This is a genomic window from Bacteroides sp. 1_1_30, from assembly GCF_020982715.1.
Taxonomy (GTDB): Bacteria; Bacteroidota; Bacteroidia; order Bacteroidales; family Bacteroidaceae; genus Bacteroides; species Bacteroides xylanisolvens.
This window is the reverse complement of sequence record NZ_JAJKHN010000055.1, coordinates 15,334-36,493: the sequence shown is the minus strand read 5'-3', so window position 1 is coordinate 36,493 and position 21,160 is coordinate 15,334. Positions and strand designations below refer to the sequence as shown.

The following is a 21,160-nucleotide window of genomic DNA, read 5'->3' as shown; positions in this document are numbered from 1 at the left end:
TTATGAAAAAAATATACTCGACAATTCTACCAATTGTAATGATCCTTTGTTTAGCAATGCTGTCATCCTGTTCCGGCAATTCGGACGAAACGGAGAATGGGGGGACGGATGACGGCATTTTGCGTATTACAGCTGATAAGACGGCTATACAGGCAGATGGAGTAGAAAAAGTGACCTTCACGGTCAAACTGGGTACAAAAGATGTAAGTGAAGAAAGCACAATGAACCTGATTTTGGTAAAGGAATCGGGAGAGGAAAACCTGGATTATGGTGTTCGTGCTTTCAGCACTTCAGTGCCGGGTACGTATGTCTTTAAAGCCCGCTATTATGAAGGAAAAGCAATGGTCAGTGAAAATGAAGTGACCGTTCAGGTTGCTCCCGTATCAGGAGGAACCAGCTATTATCATAAATTACTGGGGATGCAGTTTACTTCTGTCGGGTGCCAGGCCTGTCCGGCGCTTAGCACTACATTGAAAGCAATTCAGACTGAACAACCGGGGCGATTGGCTATCGCTTCTTTCCACATGGATTTCGGAGGAATGACGGATCCCATGAGTACAGCAGCTACCAATAATTACCGGACTAATATTCTCGGTAATTTCTCGGGACTGCCTCGTTTCTTTTACAATCTGCGTAAGGGTACTAAAGAAATGATCAGTATCAAGAGCCAGATTGAAGAAGAGCTTCAGAAAGAATTAAGTAACTATCCGGCTTCTTGTGGGGTAGCTGTTGAGTCTGTGTATAATGCTTCTGACCGTACAGTGAAGATTACTGGCAAATTAACTTCCAACGTAACAAACACTTATCGTTGTTTGATTTATCTGGTAGAGGATGGAATCAAATACTTTCAAACGAATGGCGCGAATGATTATACGCATAATAATGTGGTGCGCGCAGTGGTGTCCACATCATTGAACGGCGACCGTTTTAATGGGGAAGTAAATGCGGGAGTGGAATCTACCATGCAACGATCTTATCAGTTGGAACCGGGATGGAATGTGGATAATATGCGTGTGATAGTGTCGATGCTGACAACTTTGGATGGAGGAAAGACTTATACGTGTAACAATGTAAATGAGTGTAAACTTGGAGAATCAGCAGATTACTTGTATAACGAATAAAGAAGAGTTATGTGTATAAATGTCTATAAAATAATATTGCTGGTCTGTATGTGCTGTGTGGGAATATGCTGGATTTCTTGTTCAGGCAATTCCGATGATTCGGAGCAGACGGAAGTGATTTTGAGCGTCGATAAAAATACGTTGACTGCGGACGGAAAGGATATTATAACCTTTACGGTAATACATGCGGGAATAGATGTAACTGCTGATGCAATCATCCGTTCCGTGATGGACGGACAAACTTTGGATGGAAATACCTTTTCTACTTCTAAAGCCGGAACCTACGCTTTTGAGGCATCTTATGGCAACTATGTATCCAAATTGATAACAGTAGTTGCAAAAAGTACATCAGGTACAGTATCCAATTTTGTGAGACGCATCTGCGCAATGGAGTTCACCGGAACATGGTGCGCCATGTGTCCGGCAGGAATGACCCGTCTGAATTATTTGATAAGTTCGAGTTACGAGGGAATTGTTTATCTGATGTCATTTCATGTTGATGGGACAAGTGCCGATCCAATGACAATTGAACAGTCATCGATTCTTTCCAGAAAGTTTGCTATCTCCGGTTATCCTTCATGTGTGGTTGATATGCGTGGGACAATGGGGCTATCTGAAAACTATAGTGTCATGCGGGCTATATTTAATGAGTCTTTGGAGAAATACCCTGCTCATTGCGGAGTAGCTATCAGTTCTGTTTATAATGAGGTTGATTCCGAAGCTAAAGTTACTGTGAAAGTGACTTCGGAGAAAACGGCTGATTACCGCCTGGTATTGTATGTTGTTGAAAATGGATTGAAGTATCAGCAGAATGACGGAGGCAACTATCGGGACTATACACATAATCATGTAGTCCGCAAATTACTTTCTGCTTCTGTAGAAGGTGACAAACTGGGACAAATTGCAGAAGATAAGGAAGAAGTAAAGGAGTATACTGTGGCATTAGACGATACATGGAAAGCAGAGAATCTTTCTTTTTATGCATTAGTAATGGATGAAAACGGCTATGTAAACAATTTGGCTGTTTGCGAAGCAATAAACGGCAATGCCGATTATGAATATGTAAATGATTAATCACATTTATCACTTAGAATTATGAAGAAGAAATTAATTAGCTTATTATTTTTATTAGGGCTGGTGTTAGTTATAAGCCCTATGGTGCTATCGTGTTCGGATAAGGATGAACCTGCTGTGGAACCTGACGTGCCGGTGACCCCGGATGTACCACTTCCTCCTGTACCAACTCCAATCAGATGGGTAGAAAACGAAGTGGATGGTGGTGAACGTGGGGTAGGCATCAAAGTGACTAGCAAAACTACCAACAACTTTGTGTTTGAATGTACCCCGGGAGATAAGGTGCAATCTTATCGTTTGGATGTTTATCCTTTATGTCGTATGTATAACTACTTATTTGAAAGTGGCGGTTCAGGTGCAAGTGAAGAAGAAATCGAAGATTTGATTCTGAAAGCTCTCTATAATTCGGAGGGTGCCGGTGCTTATACTTTCAACAGGAAAACATTAGGAGATAGTTACCCGAATACAGAGTTTGACTGGACAAATTCCAAATATGCTCAATCGGAGATTGTGCCGGGAGCAGAATATTTGATTATAACGGTAGGGTGTAATGATGAAGGCGGACAAAATCCGGCTGATATGAAAATCTGTTATTTGAAAACTCCTTCAGGAGATGTAGCAGGCCATCCTCGTGTTGAAATTGATGTTAAAGCAAGTTATCAGGCAGCTGCCATTCAATATGTCCCCAATGAGGATTGCAAGTATTTCTATCAGTTCTGTGCGGATTCCGAACCTATCGATGCGTTTATTGAAGCTTATGGACAGAATATGTATATCGATTTTATGAGACACTGGACACAGACATCAGAAGATGCACAGGTACCTGAAGAAGAATTATTATATATAGTTGATTTTGGGTATAATGCCGATTCGGAAAGAAAATTTACAGCTACTACTATCGGACTGGATGAGAATAAGAATAAAGGAGATTATGTACGACAGGATTTCCAATTGAAAGAAATTCCTGATGGTGCCAAAGAAGCGAAATGCGATCTGAAGATCACAAAGACGGGGGCCTCTATTGTTAACATGGATGTAAAAATGGAGAAAACTTGTTATGCCATGTTTTATCGTATATTCAGTGCTGCTGACTGGGCACCTTATGAAAATGCCGATGAAGCAACAATGACGGCACTTGCACAAGCTTTAGATCAAGAAGGATGGGGGATTAAGAATATAAATTTCAGTCAGGAAGGCTCGTATGCAACTACAGATTACCAACATGCTCTTGATCCGAATGGTTCTTATGTTGTTGCTTATGTGGGGCGTAATGGATATGGACAATTATCAGAAGTGAAGACGGAAACTTTTTCTACCAAAGCACGAGTAATGGATAATCCGGGAGCATCTAAAGCTACGATAGATATTACCATTTCCGATCCGGGACGGACAAGCCTGAAATTAACTTATACTTATAATCAGGAAGCGGCAGTATATTATCACCAATACATTATGACACCGGATTTACTTGAAGAAGGTAATAAGGCTGAACTGATTAAATATCTGATGTCAGAAAATTCAAATATATGGGCTGCGAATGCGAATGGAGGAGTAGAAAATTTTAAATGGACCGGTTTGGATCCTGGAACGGAATACACATTCGCTTATATGGCAGAAGACTGGGATGGCGTATTGACAGATGTGAAGATTGTGAAAGCGACGACTGAAGCTATTATAGCAGGGCCGAATCCAACGATGCAACTGAATGCCTATATGAGTGATTTGAATAACTTTACAGTTCAGTATTCTATTGTGAAGGATGTTGCCAAACTATATTATACCATTACAGAAGATAACTATTCCGCAAGTGGTGATTATACTTATCAGGAATGTATGGATGTATGGAAAGAGCATTGTCTGGATTATGGTTTATCAGGTGTCAACTCAACTACTCAATCGTATGATAAGACAAGTGAAGCCAAACGACTGGTTGCTTTATGTGTGCCTATTGGTGCCGATGCTGATGGAAATGAAGTAATTGGCGACCTTTATACAGTATTCTATGATAAAGAAAAAGGTATTATTACTGATCCTTCCGTATTATTCCCCGATGCTCCGAAATTGAAAAAAGGAATAAAGGGAATAGCGAAACCTCAAGTAGTGAAGAAAGATAACCGGGTTCCTGCAAAATTGATTGTTAATGAACAAGTGAAAGTGAATACTCCGGGAGTCATGAGAAGTGAAAGTGTTATTTATCTTGATTTGAAGAAATTAGGTAAACATCCTCACTCCAAATAAACATCGGCAAAACTAATTTACCGCACGATAGTGTGTAAATCTATCGTGCGGTTTTTCTCTAATCATTAAACTTTTTATGGGTATGAGAAGAAATCAATTTTTAGGTGGCATAGGAAAATGTATGTGTTTCCTGGCTGTATGTGTTATGACATTTTCGTCATGTTATAATGACGATGATTTGAAGAATTCGATTTCCGGTTTGGAAGATCGCATGGATAAGTTAGAAGCTTCTTTGCAAAGTGTACAAACTGATATTTTCACATTGAAGACGCTGACTGATGCTTTATCTCAAAATAAATCAATTGCTTCTGTGTTGGAGAATGAAGACGGAAGTTATACAATTAAGTTTTCAGATAAGACGGAAGTAACTATTCGTAATGGTGAAAACGGAGAAGATGCTCCGCAAATAACTGTGATAAAAAACGAAGAAGATGGCGTTTATTATTGGGGAATAACCAGTACAGACGGCAAGAAGACATTCCTGGAAGATGGAGAAGGGAATATGATGCCCGTGACGGCTGCTGCTCCTAAAATTCGCATTAATACGAATACAAAAGAGTGGGAGATTTCGACAGACGGTGGAAAGACTTGGGAACCTACGGGTGTGTATGCATCCGGCGAAGGGACGGGGGATACCTCTCTTTTCAGTGGAGTAAGTCAGGATGATGATTATGCATATTTCACTCTGAAAGATGGCACAATATTAAAGTTGTCGAAATCTAAGGAATTGAAATGTGAAATATTATCGGGAAAACAATATTTTGCAAACGGTGAGGAGAAACTGATTTCGGTTGAAATGAGTGGTATTTCTAAGTATACCGTAACAAAGCCTGACGGTTGGAAAGCTTCATTGACAGGAAAGGGATTGACTATTATTGCTCCTGTTGCAGAGAATCAGTATGCAGAAACGGGGGGCAAAGTGGCAATAATGGCTGTTGCGTCTAATGGGCAAAGCATAATCTCGGAGATTCCGGTGATAATAGGTGAGGCTCCTGTTACTATATCTGTTGAAGGTCAAACGATTTCTACTACTTTGACGAATGGTGTAGAAATGTATTATTTGGGAGTGCTGGAAATTAATGAATATAGTGCAGAGGCCGTAGCTGAATTAGTGAACGGATATGCTGCCCGTATGTACATGAAGACAGCAGCTCTTGATAAAGTTCCATTGGCAGAACTGATAGGTAAGGATCCTGAAGCCGGAAAGACATATATGATTTGGGCAGTACCTCCATCTGAAGCTGGTAGTGAATATTTGCCTGATGACGTGATTGCCAGCGTGATTAAGACTGCTGCAACAGTAGAACTGAAGGTTTCGGATATAACGTTTGAAGGTGCAACGGTTTTTGCAATCAGAAAGGGTTGCGACGTTTATTATACAGGGATTTTAGATAAGCCGAATTATTCACCTGAAAGAGTGATTGAAGATCTGGCTTATGGGGGAGGAACCAAACAATATTCGGATTATAACGGACCGTTGGAAGGTAAGGTGTTAGATTTTCTTCCAAAGGTAATACCTGGAACAACGTATGTACTTTGGGCTATTCCTTATAAAGAAGAAAAAGGGTATAAAACAGAAGAACTGGTAGCTGTGGAGATTCCTGTGCCTGCGTTGACGTATGATGGGACAGCGACGATAAATATTAATAGTGTTGTTACTACGGTTTCAAGTGTAAGTGCGACTATTACTCCCGGAACTGACTGTTATAAGTTCTATTATTCTTATATGAAGGAGCAAACTCTGGCAAATTATGGTACCGACAAGGAAGTTATTTCCTATCTTATTAAAAATGGAGATTCTTCCAAAGAGGTAGAAAACTTTGAAAGAGCCTCTTTAGAACCGGGAACAAAAGGCTTTTTTATTGCAGTAGCATTAAATGAGAAAGGGCAGCTCGGGTCATTAGTCAAAGTACAGGCTGATTCCAAAGAAATATCTTATAATTCATCAATTTCGGTAGATGTGTCAATAGAGGCAGGAACTGTGTCTACGACTTTAACGTTGACCCCGACTGGAAATCCGGAAAAGTTCCGTTATGTTCACATGAAATTGAGTGATTTCAAAAGCTATCCGTATTGGGGAAATGAAGAAATGGTAAAACAAGCATTAATTATGAATGATAATGTTACTGAAATTGTTGCTGCTGAACTGAAAAATCATCAACTGGTGATCGAGGACATAGCATTTAATTCGGAATATGTATTGTTCATGATAGCAGTTGATACTGATGGTAACCCTTCTTCAACCATAACAAAGAAGGAATACACCAGTGCGAAGCCTACTTACGTGCGAAAAGACAGAGACCCGGATTTATGGAATGCCAGTGTGCCGGAAGTGACGATTGACAAGATAGAAAAGGATAAGTTCTATACCGTTTCTTACACTGTGAAACCTAAGGCTGCCTGCAAAGTATTTTATGTATTTGCCGGACCGGCAGATTATCTGACTGGTATGTATGATGAACAAATCAGGTATGTAATGAAAAACGGAGTAAAACAAACAACTACTTATTCAGGAAGTGTTTATGGAACATTACCTACTAATATCAATGTAACCTGGATGGACGAAGAAGGACGTTTTTATGAGGTTTCTAAAACCGTAGTAGAAGCTCCGGCACAATAATCTTTTTAATTTTTCTAATTTAATAATAATGATAGATGAAAAACTTATTTAATAGCTTTTATAGTATAGTATTGCTTGCCTTGTGTCTGATTGCTTTCAGTAATTGTTCGGATAGCGACGACGGGGGAGATGTCGGTGATACTGATAATGGAATCACTGCGATTGGTACTGAAACGGAAAAGACGGCTTCTATTTATGGAGAGACTGTTGAGATTTCGTTTACGGCTTCTGGAAAATGGACTCCTTCTTTGCAATATTCTACAGGAGCAGATTGGGCTGCTATAACTAATACCAGTGGTAACTCTGCTGCCGGTAAAGGGGGATTAAAGGTGAAAATTAATAAAAACGAATCCGGAAAAGAGCGAGTATTGACTGTGGTTGTGCAAGTGGAGGGATATAAAACTCCTGTTACAGTATGTACTATCACACAAGGAGGAGGATCCGGAGCAGCAGAAGATCTAGCTCTTAATGAGTATATGGATAAATATTTGAAGGAACATTATCTCTTTAAAGAAGAATATAATACACTAGATGTAGATTATGCATCGGTTTCTTATGATAATTTTCTGTCAACTTATCTTTTACCAATGAAAACTAATATTGAGGATGGCGGAACTTATCGTGCATTTTCAGTCAATGCAGGCAAGCGTTATATCTATTCTTATATTATGGAAACTGGTTCCAGTAGAACTCGTGCAAATACTCGTGCAACAAGTGTTGTAGGATCGGGACTTGGAACGTTTTTCTCTTCTTACATGCCGGATAAAACAACTATTGGATTAGCCATTGGATATGTATATCTAGAATCTCCTGCTGAAAAAGCCGGATTGAGACGGGGGGATGTAATTGTTGCTGTGAATGGTACGACTTTGAATAAGAGTAATTACCAGCAATATATGAGCACTTTGTTTTATGCAGGTGGAGGTGAAACTTTTAAGATCGGCTACAGGCGTAAAATCTTTGATGAAAACCGGGGCGGCTATGATTTGGTGGATGGAACTACTACATTAACCACTGGTAGTTACAATAATAGTCCTATCTTGAATTCAATGTTTATCAAAGACAAAAAAGAGAATAAATTCAATATCGGTTATTTAGTTTATCTAGGTTTTGATTTGAATTTTGAGGAAGATTTGAAATATGTAATTCAACAGTTCAAGACAGAGGGCATCACAGATTTGATTTTGGATTTACGTTTTAACAATGGAGGTTCTGTTGAATTAGCTCGTTATTTAGCCGCTTCTATCGCTGGTACATCACATCGTTCGAATGTATTTATGAGAATGCAACGTAATTCCGGTGCAGATGAATATATCCGTTTTGGAGATGGTGATGATCTAAATCTTAAATCTGTAAGAATCATCTGTTCGGAAGAAACGGCTTCCGCCAGTGAATTGATAATTAGTGGATTAAGAGGCATAGATTTTCCTGTGAAATTATTTGGTAGCCGCACGGAAGGAAAGAACGTAGGAATGGAAGTGCAAGAATATAAATATGGAAATAAATATTATGAATTTGCTCCAATTACTTTCCGTTCTTTCAATGCAAAAGACTGGGGAGATTATGCTGACGGTATTGACCCGGATGTCATGTTGAATAATCAAAACTCAAGCTATGAAGATGATATTGATAATGTATTCCCTTATGCTTTCGGAGATTGGGACAATTTTGATTTCAATTATCCATTATATTGGGCACTATGCGATGTTCAAGGGGTGGATCCGACTACAGGAGAACCTGTGAAACGTAGTGGAAGAGCTGGTTTGACACGTTCTTCAAAAGATGAAATCATCAGAGTACCATCTGTACCTTTGAAACGCCCTGCGGGAACTTTTGGCTCGCTCATTTACAACAAGCCGGAAGTAGAAAACTTATATTAGTAAGACTAAATCTCTTGTGAAATAAATTTTCTCTTAAGTTAAAGGGGATGCTTCTCGATAAGGTGTTAGTGAGAGCATCCCCATTTTGCTTCATAAATGTATTGAGAATGAATATACTTAAACAAATATATGAGATATATGAATATCTGTTTTATCGAACATATATATGGCAGCTTAGATTGTGGGGAGAAAAGCGGTCGCCAGAAGTAGCAGGGTTATTACTACCGACCTCATTGTTTACTTTTGTTTTTGTTGGCCCAATAGTTGGAGTATTACATTCATTGGAAGTACAAAACAATGAAGAGTTAGGTATACTTTTGGCTGTTATATTCACTTTTGCTGCTCATAGATTATTTGTTAGCGATGGACGATATTTGTCTATTGCTGATAAATATCGTAATGAAACTAAAGAAAAACAACGACAACGTATGAAACAAGTTTGGATTTTTTTAGCAATAAATCTTATTTGGGTAATATTCTGTATCTTCTTATTCATCAAAGTGATACCCCCGCCATCAAATGCAGATACTTCTAATAAGAATCCTTCTCCAGAATATATAGAGATGCTGAAAGATATAAGGGACCAACGACCACAATAGAATATGAACAGTGAAATAAATTTGTTGTATAATAGATTATAATTTAGAACTTAGAAAAATGAGAATTATTTTATTTTTATTATTGAGTTGGTACACAATCGGGAATATACAAGCACAAATCAAAGAGCCTGTAAAGTTCAAAAATGAGTTGAAAATGACATCTGAAACGGAAGCGGAAATCGTGTTTACTGCTTCGATAGAGAAAGGATGGCATGTGTATTCGACCGGGCTAGGGGATGATGGGCCTATTTCCGCTACTTTCAACATCAATGCGAGTAATCATGTAGAAACAATGGGTAAATTGCAACCTGTTGGAAAAGAAATCAGCATCTATGATAAGATGTTCGAGATGAATGTGCGCTATTTTGAAGATACGGTACAGTTTATCCAAAAAGTGAAATTTACAGGAAATGATTACTTTATGGATGGGTTTCTGGAGTTTGGAGCTTGTAACGATGAGAGCTGTTTACCTCCGACTCAAATTCCTTTTAAATATGGGAAAAAAGCAGAAGCAGATTTAATAGTTGCAAAAGGGAAAGAAGAGGCTCCGGTAAATGTGGTAGAGAAGCAATCGGAAAGTGATCTTTGGAAACCGGTAATCAATGAATTGCAAGTGTTAGGTGAAGAACATTCTCAAGAGGATAAATCTTGGTTGTATGTCTTTGTCACTGGATTTCTTGGCGGATTATTGGCTTTGTTCACTCCCTGCGTATGGCCGATTATTCCTATGACTGTGAGTTTTTTCCTGAAAAGAAACAAGGATAAGAAGAAAGGGATTCGGGATGCATGGACTTATGGTGCTTCAATTGTCGTGATTTATGTAACACTGGGATTAGCAATTACTTTAATATTTGGTGCCAGTGCATTGAACGCTTTATCAACAAATGCCGTATTCAACATCCTTTTCTTCCTGATGTTGGTTGTTTTTGCAGCTTCTTTCTTTGGGGCATTTGAACTTACTTTACCTTCTAAATGGAGCAATGCAGTGGACAGCAAAGCGGAAGCGACGAGTGGCCTATTAAGTATTTTTTTGATGGCGTTTACGTTATCTCTGGTGTCTTTCTCTTGCACAGGGCCGATTATCGGCTTTCTGCTCGTACAGGTTTCTACGACAGGTAGCGTGATTGCTCCTGCTATCGGAATGTTAGGCTTTGCCATCGCTTTGGCTTTACCATTCACACTGTTTGCTCTTTTTCCTTCGTGGCTGAAATCAATGCCTAAGTCAGGAGGGTGGATGAATGTAATTAAAGTGACATTGGGCTTTCTGGAACTGGCTTTTGCTTTGAAATTTTTGTCGGTTGCGGACTTAGCCTATGGTTGGAGAATCTTGGATAGGGAAACCTTCCTTGCGTTATGGATTGTGATTTTCGGACTAATGGGGTTATATCTGTTGGAAAAGATCAAGTTTCCGCATGACGGTGATGAAAACAGGGTAGGCGTGGGGCGCTTCTTTCTTGCGCTTGTTTCTTTAGCATTTGCTGTATATATGATTCCCGGACTTTGGGGGGCACCTTTGAAAGCTGTCAGTGCATTTGCTCCTCCTGTGATGACACAGGACTTTAATTTATATTCGAATGAGGTCCACCCCAAATTCAAGGATTATGAAATAGGTATGGAGTATGCACGACAACAGGGAATGCCTGTGATGATTGATTTTACCGGATATGGTTGTGTGAATTGTCGTAAGATGGAGACGGCTGTATGGACAGATAGTAAAGTGGGTGGTATCATCAATGATGAGTATGTACTTATCTCTTTGTATGTGGATGATAAAACTCCATTGAATGAGCCTATAAATGTTGTGGAGAATGGAACGGAACGCACTTTACGAACAGTAGGCGATAAATGGAGCTATCTGCAACGGGTGAAGTTTGGAGCAAATGCCCAACCTTTTTATGTATTGCTGGATAATGATGGTAATCCGTTGAATAAGTCGTATGCATATAATGAAGATATTCCAAAATATATGGAGTTCCTGCAGGAAGGGCTGGAGCGATATGTGAAATGATGGATATTAGACATTCAGCTTGTATGTTTTGGCTTATAGCTAAAGTTTGGAATGAGAAAAAGAATAATTCTTTTTGGGCATTTTCATAGAAATACATAGAATAGTGTTATCTTTGTAAAGTGACATCGGGTTTAATAGAGCAAATTGTATAATAATATTTGTATATGACATATAAGCAGCATGAGGGCGAAAATTTCTGCTGTGATGCTCTGAATTACATGATCTGAAAATGTGAATGTTGCCCTTGTCAAGATGGGCAGATTAAGATAAAGATCCCTCGTGGATCGGCTGCCTGTGAAGGTCGCTCTATTGTTTGTTTTGTTTGTGTTTTGGTGCACCTTTTTTCTGATAAAGAATAAGGTGCACTCTTTTTATAATTATGTATATGTAATATTAAATATATTTTTGAAGAAAAAAGGAGATGGGTGAAAAAGCTTCAATGTGGAATCTTTGGCACGGCTGTCACAAATTGAGTGAGGGCTGCCGTCATTGCTATGTATATCGGACGGATGGTAAATATGGAAAAGACAGTTCGGTGGTGACAAAGACAGAAAAATTCGATTTACCCTTGCAGCGTAAAAAGAATGGTACGTATAAGATACCTTCGGGGAATTTGGTATATACCTGTTTTACTTCAGATTTTCTCATTGAAGATGCGGATGAATGGCGTGCCGAAGCGTGGGAGATGATGCGGATACGGCAGGATCTTCGTTTCCTCTTTATCACTAAGCGGATAGACCGGTTGCAACAGTGTCTGCCTCCCGATTGGGGAGATGGCTATGACAATGTGACCATCTGCTGCACGATGGAGAACCAAGATAGAGTGGATTATCGTTTACCTATTTATAAAGAAATCTCTATTAAACATAAAATCATTATCTGCGAGCCGCTTCTTAGTCGGATTGATTTCAGAGGTGAGCTGGGAGAGTGGGTGGAACAGGTAGTTGCAGGAGGAGAGTCAGGCAAAGAAGTCCGAGTATGTGACTACGAGTGGGTATTGGATATCCGGCAGCAATGTATAGATGCGAATGTCGGTTTTTGGTTTAAGCAGACAGGGAGTTATTTATTAAAAGACGGACATGAGTATAAGGTTGCACGACAATTTCAACATTCGCAGGCGAGAAAGGCGGAGTTGAATTATACACCTGATAAATAAGAAATAAAGATTAATACAGATCTTTTTTTACTGAAAGCGAGGGTTGCTTAGCAATCTTCGCTTTCGTTTTATTGAGTACAAAATACGGATAATCACGTCTTTTTATAAAGATATTGTGTAAATTTTAAATTATCCATATTAATGAAACAGATAAAACTGTTACTTCTTTTAGCTTCCGCCTCCGTTACGGGAGCACTTGCGCAAAGCAATGGATTGACGGATATGAGTCAGAGCCGTTTTGCGAAGATGGCGAATACCGGAATCAGTGCCGTACATTGGACAGATGGATTCTGGGGAGATCGCTTTCAGGTATTTAGCCGGACTTCCCTGCAAAGTATGTGGAACACTTGGAACACGCCGGAGATCTCTCACGGTTTCCGTAATTTTGAGATTGCTGCCGGTGTGTGCAAGGGTGAACATTGGGGACCTCCGTTCCATGACGGAGATATGTATAAGTGGATGGAAGGAGTGGCTTCTGTCTATGCTGTCAACAAAGATCCGGAACTGGATAAGTTGATGGATAACTTTATTGCTTGTGTCGTAAAAGCCCAACGTGCAGATGGTTATATACATACGCCTGTTGTTATCGAAGAACTGAATAAAGGGATTGACTCTCATGCATTGGAGGATCAGCATAAACAAACGGTCATTGGAACGAAAGTAGGTGACGAGAATGAAAAAGGAGCTTTTGCCAATCGGCTGAACTTTGAGACATATAACTTGGGACACCTGATGATGGCGGGTATTGTGCATCGTCGTGCCACCGGAAAGACTACTCTTTTTGATGCTGCCGTAAAAGCAACGGATTTTCTTTGCCACTTTTACGAAACGGCTTCTGCCGAACTGGCTCGTAATGCCATTTGCCCTTCACATTATATGGGAGTGGTCGAAATGTATCGTGCCACAGGAAATCCCCGTTATCTGGAACTTTCGAAGAACCTGATTGATATTCGCGGTATGGTGGAAAACGGAACGGATGATAATCAGGATCGTATTCCTTTCCGCGACCAATATCGTGCAATGGGGCATGCCGTACGTGCAAATTATCTGTATGCAGGAGTAGCGGATGTATATGCCGAGACAGGCGAACAACAATTGATGAAAAATCTGACTAGTATCTGGAATGATATTGTCACCCGGAAGATGTACGTGACCGGAGCTTGCGGTGCTCTTTATGATGGAACGTCACCGGACGGGACTTGCTATGAGCCGGATAGTATTCAGAAGGTACATCAGAGCTACGGACGTCCTTATCAGTTGCCGAATAGTACAGCGCACAATGAAACATGTGCCAATATCGGAAATATGCTTTTCAACTGGCGTATGCTGGAAGTGACAGGGGATGCGAAATATGCCGAACTGGTAGAAACCTGTCTTTATAATAGTGTATTGAGCGGTATCAGCTTGGATGGAAAGAAATATTTCTATACCAATCCGCTTCGTATCAGTGCCGATCTTCCTTACACGCTTCGCTGGCCGAAAGAACGGACGGAATATATCAGTTGTTTCTGCTGCCCGCCGAATACATTGCGTACATTGTGTCAGGCACAGAATTACGCCTACACATTGAGTCCGGAAGGCATTTACTGTAACTTGTATGGTGCAAATACGCTGACTACGACTTGGAAAGACAAAGGAGAACTGGCATTAACACAAGAGACGGATTATCCCTGGGAAGGAAAGGTACGTGTAACGTTGGATAGAGTTCCTCGTAAGGCAGGTGCTTTCTCGCTCTTCTTACGTATTCCTGAATGGTGCGAAAAGACTACGCTCACAGTGAATGGACAGCCGCTGCAAACCAATGCAAAGGCAAATTCGTATGCGGAAGTAAATCGTACATGGAAGAAGGGGGATGTAGTGGAGCTGGTGATGGATATGCCTGTCCGTTTGCTCGAAGCTCATCCGTTAGCAGAGGAGATTCGTAATCAGGTGGTTGTGAAGCGCGGGCCGTTGGTTTACTGTTTGGAAAGTATGGATATTGCAAACGGGGAAAAGATTGATGACGTATTGATTCCCGCTGATATAAAACTAACTCCGAAGAAAATCACAATTGAAGGCAGTCCGATTGTTGCACTTGAAGGAGTGGCACGTCTGGCATCTGCAACTTCGTGGGAAGGAGTGCTTTACCGGCCGGTTGTTCAGGCTGAAAAGACAGTAAATATCCGCTTGATTCCTTATTATGCCTGGGGAAACAGAGGAAAGGGAGAAATGACTGTATGGATGCCTCTTGCCAGATAATCCGGATTGTTTAAGTATACAGAAATGAAAAAAATCATGAAAAAGTTATTTGTAACGGCTATATGTATCTTGTGCAGTCACTGGCTATTGGCCGGTGAGATATGGATTTCTCCCAAGGGCAGTGACTTCAACGACGGAACTCGTCAATCTCCTAAAGCCACGCTAACTTCTGCCTTACGACAAGCACGAGAATGGCGCAGGACAGAGGATAATCGTATTCAAGGTGGAATCACAATCTATATGGAAGGTGGAACGTATGCCTTCCATGAACCGGTTTTTATCCGTCCGGAAGATAGCGGAACCAAAGAATCGCCCACAATCATTCGTTCGGTAGGCGATGAAAAAGTGATATTGAGTGGAGGAATCAGCATAAATGGCTGGAAGAAGCAAGGGAAAGTTTGGGTAGCAGATGTACCGGTATTTAATGGACGTCCATTGGATTTCCGCCAGTTGTGGGTGAATGGAAAAAAGGCAGTTCGTGCCCGTGATGTGGAAGATTTCGAAAAGATGAATCGCATTTGCAGTGTGGATGAGAAGAATGAAATTCTTTATGTACCTGCAGTTTCCATTCGCAGACTTATTGATAATAAAGGGAATTTGAAAGCTAAATATGCCGAGATGGTATTACATCAGATGTGGTGTGTTGCCAATCTTCGGATTCGTTCAGTTGAAGTGCAGGGAGATAGCGCGGCAATACGTTTTCATCAACCGGAAAGCCGGATTCAGTTTGAGCATCTCTGGCCGCGTCCGATGGTGACGACGGACGGACATAATTCTGCTTTCTATCTGACAAATGCCCGCGAATTGCAGGATGTACCTGGAGAATGGTATCATGATATGGATGCCCGTAAAGTATATTATTATCCACGGGAAGGAGAGAAGATGCAGGAGGCGGAAGTGATTGTGCCTGCTGTTGAGACATTAGTACGGGTGGAAGGAACTGTGGATCGTCCTGTGTGTCATATTCGTTTCGAGAAAATTACTTTTTCCTATACTACGTGGATGCGTCCGTCAGAAAAAGGACATGTACCTCTTCAAGCAGGTATGTATCTGACAGATGGTTACCGGATTGATCCGAAAATGCAACGGAACTACTTGAATCATCCGTTGGATAACCAAGGATGGTTGGGACGTCCCGCAGCTGCTGTTCGTGTGGTTGCTGCAAAGCAGATTGATTTCGAGCGTTGCCGGTTCGAGCATTTAGGCTCGACCGGATTGGATTATGAAGAAGCGGTGCAAGGCGGTGTTGTTCGTGGCTGTCTCTTCCGCGATATTGCCGGAAATGGTCTGTTAGTCGGCAGTTTTTCTCCGGCTGCCCATGAAACGCATTTGCCATACGACCCTGCTGACCGTCGGGAAGTATGCACACAGCAACATATCAATAATTGCTATTTCACGGAAATAGGCAATGAAGATTGGGGATGTCTTGCCATTGCTGCGGGATATGTAGGGGACGTCAATATCGAGCATAATGAAATCAGTGAAGTGCCTTATAGTGGCATCAGCCTTGGTTGGGGATGGACGCAAACTGTGAATTGTATGCGTAATAACAGAGTACATGCCAATCTGATTCATCATTATGCGAAACACATGTATGATGTGGCAGGTATTTACACACTCGGTTCGCAGCCGAAAAGTTATGTAACGGAGAATTGCGTGCATAGTATTTATAAACCGGGATATGTACACGATCCTAATCATTGGTTCTATCTTTATACGGATGAAGGTTCTTCCTTTATTACTGTACGTGATAATTGGACAGAAGGAGAGAAGTATCTGCAAAATGCCAATGGCCCGGGAAATGTATGGGAGAACAATGGCCCGAAGGTGGATAATGATGTTCGTGAACGTGCGGGACTGGAAGCAGGATATAAGGATTTACTAAATATCCAGTAGGTATTGACAAGTCATTTAACTGTAATACGTGATTCGTTCCACAGATATGGAACTAAAGGAAAACAATTGTAGAACTAAAGGGAAACAGATGTGGAACTAAACGTCAACCACTGTGGAACGAATTATTTCTTACGATTCAGTTTGTTAGTAATAGAAAGAAAAATGAAAAAGAAATATATGATATTGCTTAGTGCCTTGTCTTTGGCAAGCAGCACATTTGCCCAGACCTGGATATGGTATCCGGGAGACTACGAAATCTGGCTGGGAAATCAAATGAATAACCGTCGTACGGAACGAGGTGCATTTTTTCCTCCTTTTTGGAAAACGGACAGTCATTATGTTGTCGTAGAATTCAGCAAGCAACTGAATCTTTCCGAGCCGGAAGAAATTTTTATTGCTGCCGAAGGAAAGTACAACGTCAAACTGGATGGAAAGCTCCAGTTCGGTATGCCGGAAACCATGTTGCTTCCGGCCGGAAAACATAATCTGAACATTAAAGTCTGGAATCAGGCAACTCCTCCCACTATTTATGTGAAGGGAAAAACAGTGAATTCAGACTCTTCCTGGCGTGTAACTTACGAAGATAAAGAATGGATTGACGAGAGCGGAAAAGCGAGTGACACATCTGCCACTATCTATATGGATGCCGGATGCTGGAACTTTGACGGAGCTACCCAACGTCCTTCCCAATTCAGTCTGATGCGTGAACCGCAGCAACCTGCTACGAAGACAGAACAGCCCGAAGGAGGTATCCTTTATGATTTTGGAAAAGAAACATTCGGATTTATCACATTGAAGAATCTTTCCGGAAAAGGAAAAATAGAAATTTATTATGGTGAAAGCCCGGAAGAAGCAAAAGATAAAGCATATTGCGAAACATTGGACAAACTCTTGCTCGAACCGGGACAAGTGACCGACCTTGCTATCCGCAGCACTTCTCCCTTGAGTAATTCTGAAAACGAATATACATTGGAGAACAGCAAAGCTTTCCGCTATGTCTATGTAACTCACGAGCCGGGTGTACAGATTGGAGAAGTCTCCATGCAATATGAATATCTTCCTGAAGAATACCGTGGAAATTTCCGTTGCAATGATGAAGAACTGAATCGTATTTGGGAAGTTGGCGCATACACCATGCATCTCACTACCCGCGAATTCTTCATTGACGGTATCAAACGTGACCGTTGGGTATGGAGTGGCGATGCTATCCAAAGTTATTTGATGAATTATTATCTTTTCTTTGATAACGAGTCCGTCAAACGTACAATTTGGTTACTTCGTGGCAAGGATCCTGTAACCAGCCACAGTAATACAATCATGGACTATACTTTCTATTGGTTTCTTAGTGTATATGACTATTATATGTATAGTGGCGACCGCCATTTTGTCAACCAACTGTATCCACGTATGCAAACAATGATGGATTACGTGTTGGGACGTACCAATAAGAATGGCATGGTAGAAGGTATGACCGGTGACTGGGTATTTGTGGACTGGGCAGACGGCTATCTGGATAAGAAAGGTGAACTCTCTTTTGAACAAATCTTATTTTGCAGAAGTCTGGAAACGATGGCTTTGTGTGCAGAATTGGTTGGAGATGCCAATGGCAAACAGAAATACGAGAAACTGGCTGCTGCTTTGAAAGCAAAGTTAGAACCTGCCTTCTGGAATAACGAGAAACAGGCATTTGTACATAACTGCGTCAACGGTCAGCAAAGTGATGCGGTCACCCGTTATGCGAATATGTTTTCTGTCTTCTTTCAATATTTGAATGAAGATAAGCAACAAGCCATCAAACAGTCTGTTTTGCTAAATGACAGTATTCTGAAAATAACAACTCCCTATATGCGTTTTTACGAACTGGAAGCACTTTGTGCTCTTGGCGAACAGGATGCTGTAATGAAAGAAATGAAAGCCTATTGGGGAGGAATGTTAAAGGAAGGTGCTACCTCCTTCTGGGAAAAATATAACCCGGAAGAAACCGGAACGCAACATCTTGCCATGTATGGCCGTCCTTATGGAAAGAGTTTGTGCCATGCCTGGGGAGCGAGTCCTATCTACCTGTTGGGCAAATATTATCTGGGAGTGAAACCTGTAAAAGAAGGATATAAAGAGTTTGCTATTGCTCCTGTGTTGGGAGGATTGAAATGGATGGAAGGCACTGTGCCCACTCCGAATGGCAATATCCATGTCTATATGAACAGCAAAACGATGAAAGTGAAAGCAACAGAAGGGAAAGGCTATCTGACCATCAAAAGCCGTCGTCCACCTAAAGCAAATATCGGAACACCGGAAAAAGTGTCGGAAGGAGTATGGCGGCTCTGGATCGATTCACCCGAAGAAAGAATTGTTACCTATCAATTATAATACATTGTTAATTAGTTAGTGGAGTAGTCCTTGATTAACGGTTCCTCTTTTTAATGGGGGATTGTTAATCGGGGACTTTTTTTATTGGAATATGCACCACCTTTTCTAAATTTTACTACTTTTGTTTTGTGAAAGACACTTAATTGTAATACGCCTTTTGTTCTTTTGGAAAAACAATTAAACAAAATCCAAGGAATGTTAGATAAATCAGCTCAATATACTAATACAGATGACGAGAAGCTCTTTTCCTTCATAGAAAAAGGAGATAAAGGAGCTTTTACACAGGCTTATGACAGATATCATAAGCTGCTATATGTATTAGCTTACCGTTATTTAATGAATGCAGACATGGCAGAAGATGTAGTGCAACATGTCTTTGCTCGTTTATGGGAATTTAGGTCGGAACTACATGTAGGAATCAGCCTTAAAAACTATCTGTTCACTATGACGAAAAATCATGTCTTAAATCTGATTCGTAATGAGAATAGTGCAATCAGCAAGAACTATGAGATAGCACAATCGACGCCTGTCTACGAAGATAATCTGATAGAAAATCTGGAGAAGAAAGAATTGATGGCCTCTTTTTATAAAGCGGTAGATATGCTTCCGCCACAGAAACGCAGTATTTGTTTGATGAAAGTGAAAGAGGAACTAACGAATCAGGAAATAGCCGAACGGATGAATCTGTCTGTTAATACAGTCAAAACGCATTATACGGAAGCATTGAAAATGCTACGTATTCATTTAAGTAAAATGCTAATAATTGTTACTTTTGTCACACTAATGACATATTTAAGTGTCCACTATTTAAGATAAAAAGAGAATGAATCGACCCACTGATAAACAAATAGAAGAAGTGCTTGCCGGAGTTGCTACACCGGAGGATGCAAAATTTGTGGCGGAATGGTTTGCCACAGAAGAAGGGAACACTTACCTGGATGCTGTGATGACTCGGGAGGCAGAACATTTAAAAGCCGAAACGGCAGAAATATATGTGGACCATACTATACCTTCAGAAAAGATGTACCATCAGATCCAAAAGAACATATCACGCAAACAGATCAAACGTATCTGCTTCCGTGTGGCTGCAATCTTGATTCCCGTTATTTTCCTGATAGGTCTTTATATACAGATCAATTCCCGGGTGGATTTATTCGGCACTACGGAGTATGAGGAAATTCGTGTTGCCAAAGGAGAGCGGATACAGATGATGTTTCAAGACGGGACGCGAGTTTATATCAATTCAGATTCCTGGTTGAAGTATCCTAAAAAGTTCGGATTGAGTAAGCGGGAAGTTTTCTTGGTGGGAGAAGCCTATTTCGTGGTAGCCAAGAATAAAAAACGTCCGTTTATTGTTAATCTGAACGGACCTTCCGTTCATGTACTGGGTACTTCTTTTGATGTACAAGCCTACCCGGAAAATAAAGACATTGTGATCTGTCTGGATGAAGGACATGTAAACCTGACTCTTTCCTCTGCAAAAGAATACCCGTTACTGCCAGGCGAGAAACTGATATATAATAAAGAAAGTGACCAGTGCCGGATAATCAAGAACGATCATTCAAAGCAAGTCTCAATGTGGAAAGACAATGTGATTTCTTTTAAAGATACTCCTCTGGCAGAAGTAGTCAAGGCTTTGAACCGCTGGTATAATGTAAACTTTAAGATAGAGGATGAGCAGGCATCGAAATATGTATATACGTTGACCTCGGATAATACGATACTGGAGAAGGTGCTTCAGGATTTGGAAAAGATTGCACCGGTAAAATTTGAATATGATGAAGTCCGGAAAGAAGTGACAGTCCGAATGAAACAGGACGGAAAGAAGTAAAATATACTGGATAGGATAATAGAATGAGGACAGGCTGTGTATATACGCAGCCTTTACTGTTTTAGGATAAGAATGTTATGAAATAAATTAGGCTTATGCAAAAAAACTCTTTTTTCTCTCACCCGCTTTTTT

Annotated in this window: 13 protein-coding genes; all 13 read left to right on the top strand. The window is 40.6% G+C overall.

Annotated features, from left to right (window positions below):
- Positions 1-2: 2 nt before the first annotated feature.
- The 13 genes from LPH68_RS16445 (at position 3) to LPH68_RS16385 (ending at position 21,028) form a co-directional block, all read left to right on the top strand.
- Complete coding sequence (locus LPH68_RS16445; RefSeq protein ID WP_008640461.1) at positions 3-1,121, top strand: Omp28-related outer membrane protein; 1,119 nt, start codon at positions 3-5, stop codon at positions 1,119-1,121.
- 9 nt (positions 1,122-1,130) lie between these two features.
- Positions 1,131-2,195: an Omp28-related outer membrane protein gene (locus LPH68_RS16440; protein ID WP_032841695.1), complete on the top strand. Its 1,065-nt coding sequence runs from the start codon at positions 1,131-1,133 to the stop codon at positions 2,193-2,195.
- Between the two features lie 21 nt (positions 2,196-2,216).
- Complete coding sequence (locus LPH68_RS16435) at positions 2,217-4,433, top strand: hypothetical protein (protein WP_008640459.1); 2,217 nt, start codon at positions 2,217-2,219, stop codon at positions 4,431-4,433.
- A 76-nt stretch (positions 4,434-4,509) separates the two neighbouring features.
- A complete protein-coding gene (locus LPH68_RS16430; RefSeq protein ID WP_370638804.1) occupies positions 4,510-7,053 on the top strand; it encodes a PL29 family lyase N-terminal domain-containing protein in 2,544 nt (847 codons plus the stop codon).
- Positions 7,054-7,088: 35 nt separating this feature from the next.
- Entirely contained in the window at positions 7,089-8,933 is a 1,845-nt protein-coding gene (locus LPH68_RS16425) for a S41 family peptidase (RefSeq protein WP_008640455.1), read from the top strand.
- Between the two features lie 107 nt (positions 8,934-9,040).
- Entirely contained in the window at positions 9,041-9,532 is a 492-nt protein-coding gene (locus tag LPH68_RS16420; RefSeq protein ID WP_008640454.1) for a hypothetical protein, read from the top strand.
- A 58-nt stretch (positions 9,533-9,590) separates the two neighbouring features.
- Entirely contained in the window at positions 9,591-11,540 is a 1,950-nt protein-coding gene (locus LPH68_RS16415; protein WP_060451193.1) for a cytochrome c biogenesis protein CcdA, read from the top strand.
- Positions 11,541-11,961: 421 nt separating this feature from the next.
- On the top strand, positions 11,962-12,696 hold the full coding sequence (locus LPH68_RS16410; RefSeq protein ID WP_008640452.1) for a DUF5131 family protein: 735 nt from the start codon (positions 11,962-11,964) through the stop codon (positions 12,694-12,696).
- 141 nt (positions 12,697-12,837) lie between these two features.
- The gene (locus LPH68_RS16405) at positions 12,838-14,934 is read left to right on the top strand and encodes a glycoside hydrolase family 127 protein (protein WP_151923442.1); all 2,097 of its coding nucleotides are present in this window, start codon (positions 12,838-12,840) and stop codon (positions 14,932-14,934) included.
- A 36-nt stretch (positions 14,935-14,970) separates the two neighbouring features.
- Positions 14,971-16,830: a right-handed parallel beta-helix repeat-containing protein gene (locus LPH68_RS16400; protein ID WP_151923441.1), complete on the top strand. Its 1,860-nt coding sequence runs from the start codon at positions 14,971-14,973 to the stop codon at positions 16,828-16,830.
- Positions 16,831-16,992: 162 nt separating this feature from the next.
- A complete protein-coding gene (locus tag LPH68_RS16395) occupies positions 16,993-19,197 on the top strand; it encodes an alpha-L-rhamnosidase C-terminal domain-containing protein (RefSeq protein ID WP_192923099.1) in 2,205 nt (734 codons plus the stop codon).
- A gap of 195 nt (positions 19,198-19,392) precedes the next feature.
- Positions 19,393-20,013, top strand: a complete 621-nt coding sequence (locus tag LPH68_RS16390) for an RNA polymerase sigma factor (RefSeq protein ID WP_004310318.1) — start codon at positions 19,393-19,395, stop codon at positions 20,011-20,013.
- Positions 20,014-20,020: 7 nt separating this feature from the next.
- Positions 20,021-21,028, top strand: a complete 1,008-nt coding sequence (locus LPH68_RS16385; RefSeq protein ID WP_151923440.1) for a FecR family protein — start codon at positions 20,021-20,023, stop codon at positions 21,026-21,028.
- Positions 21,029-21,160 lie beyond the last annotated feature (132 nt).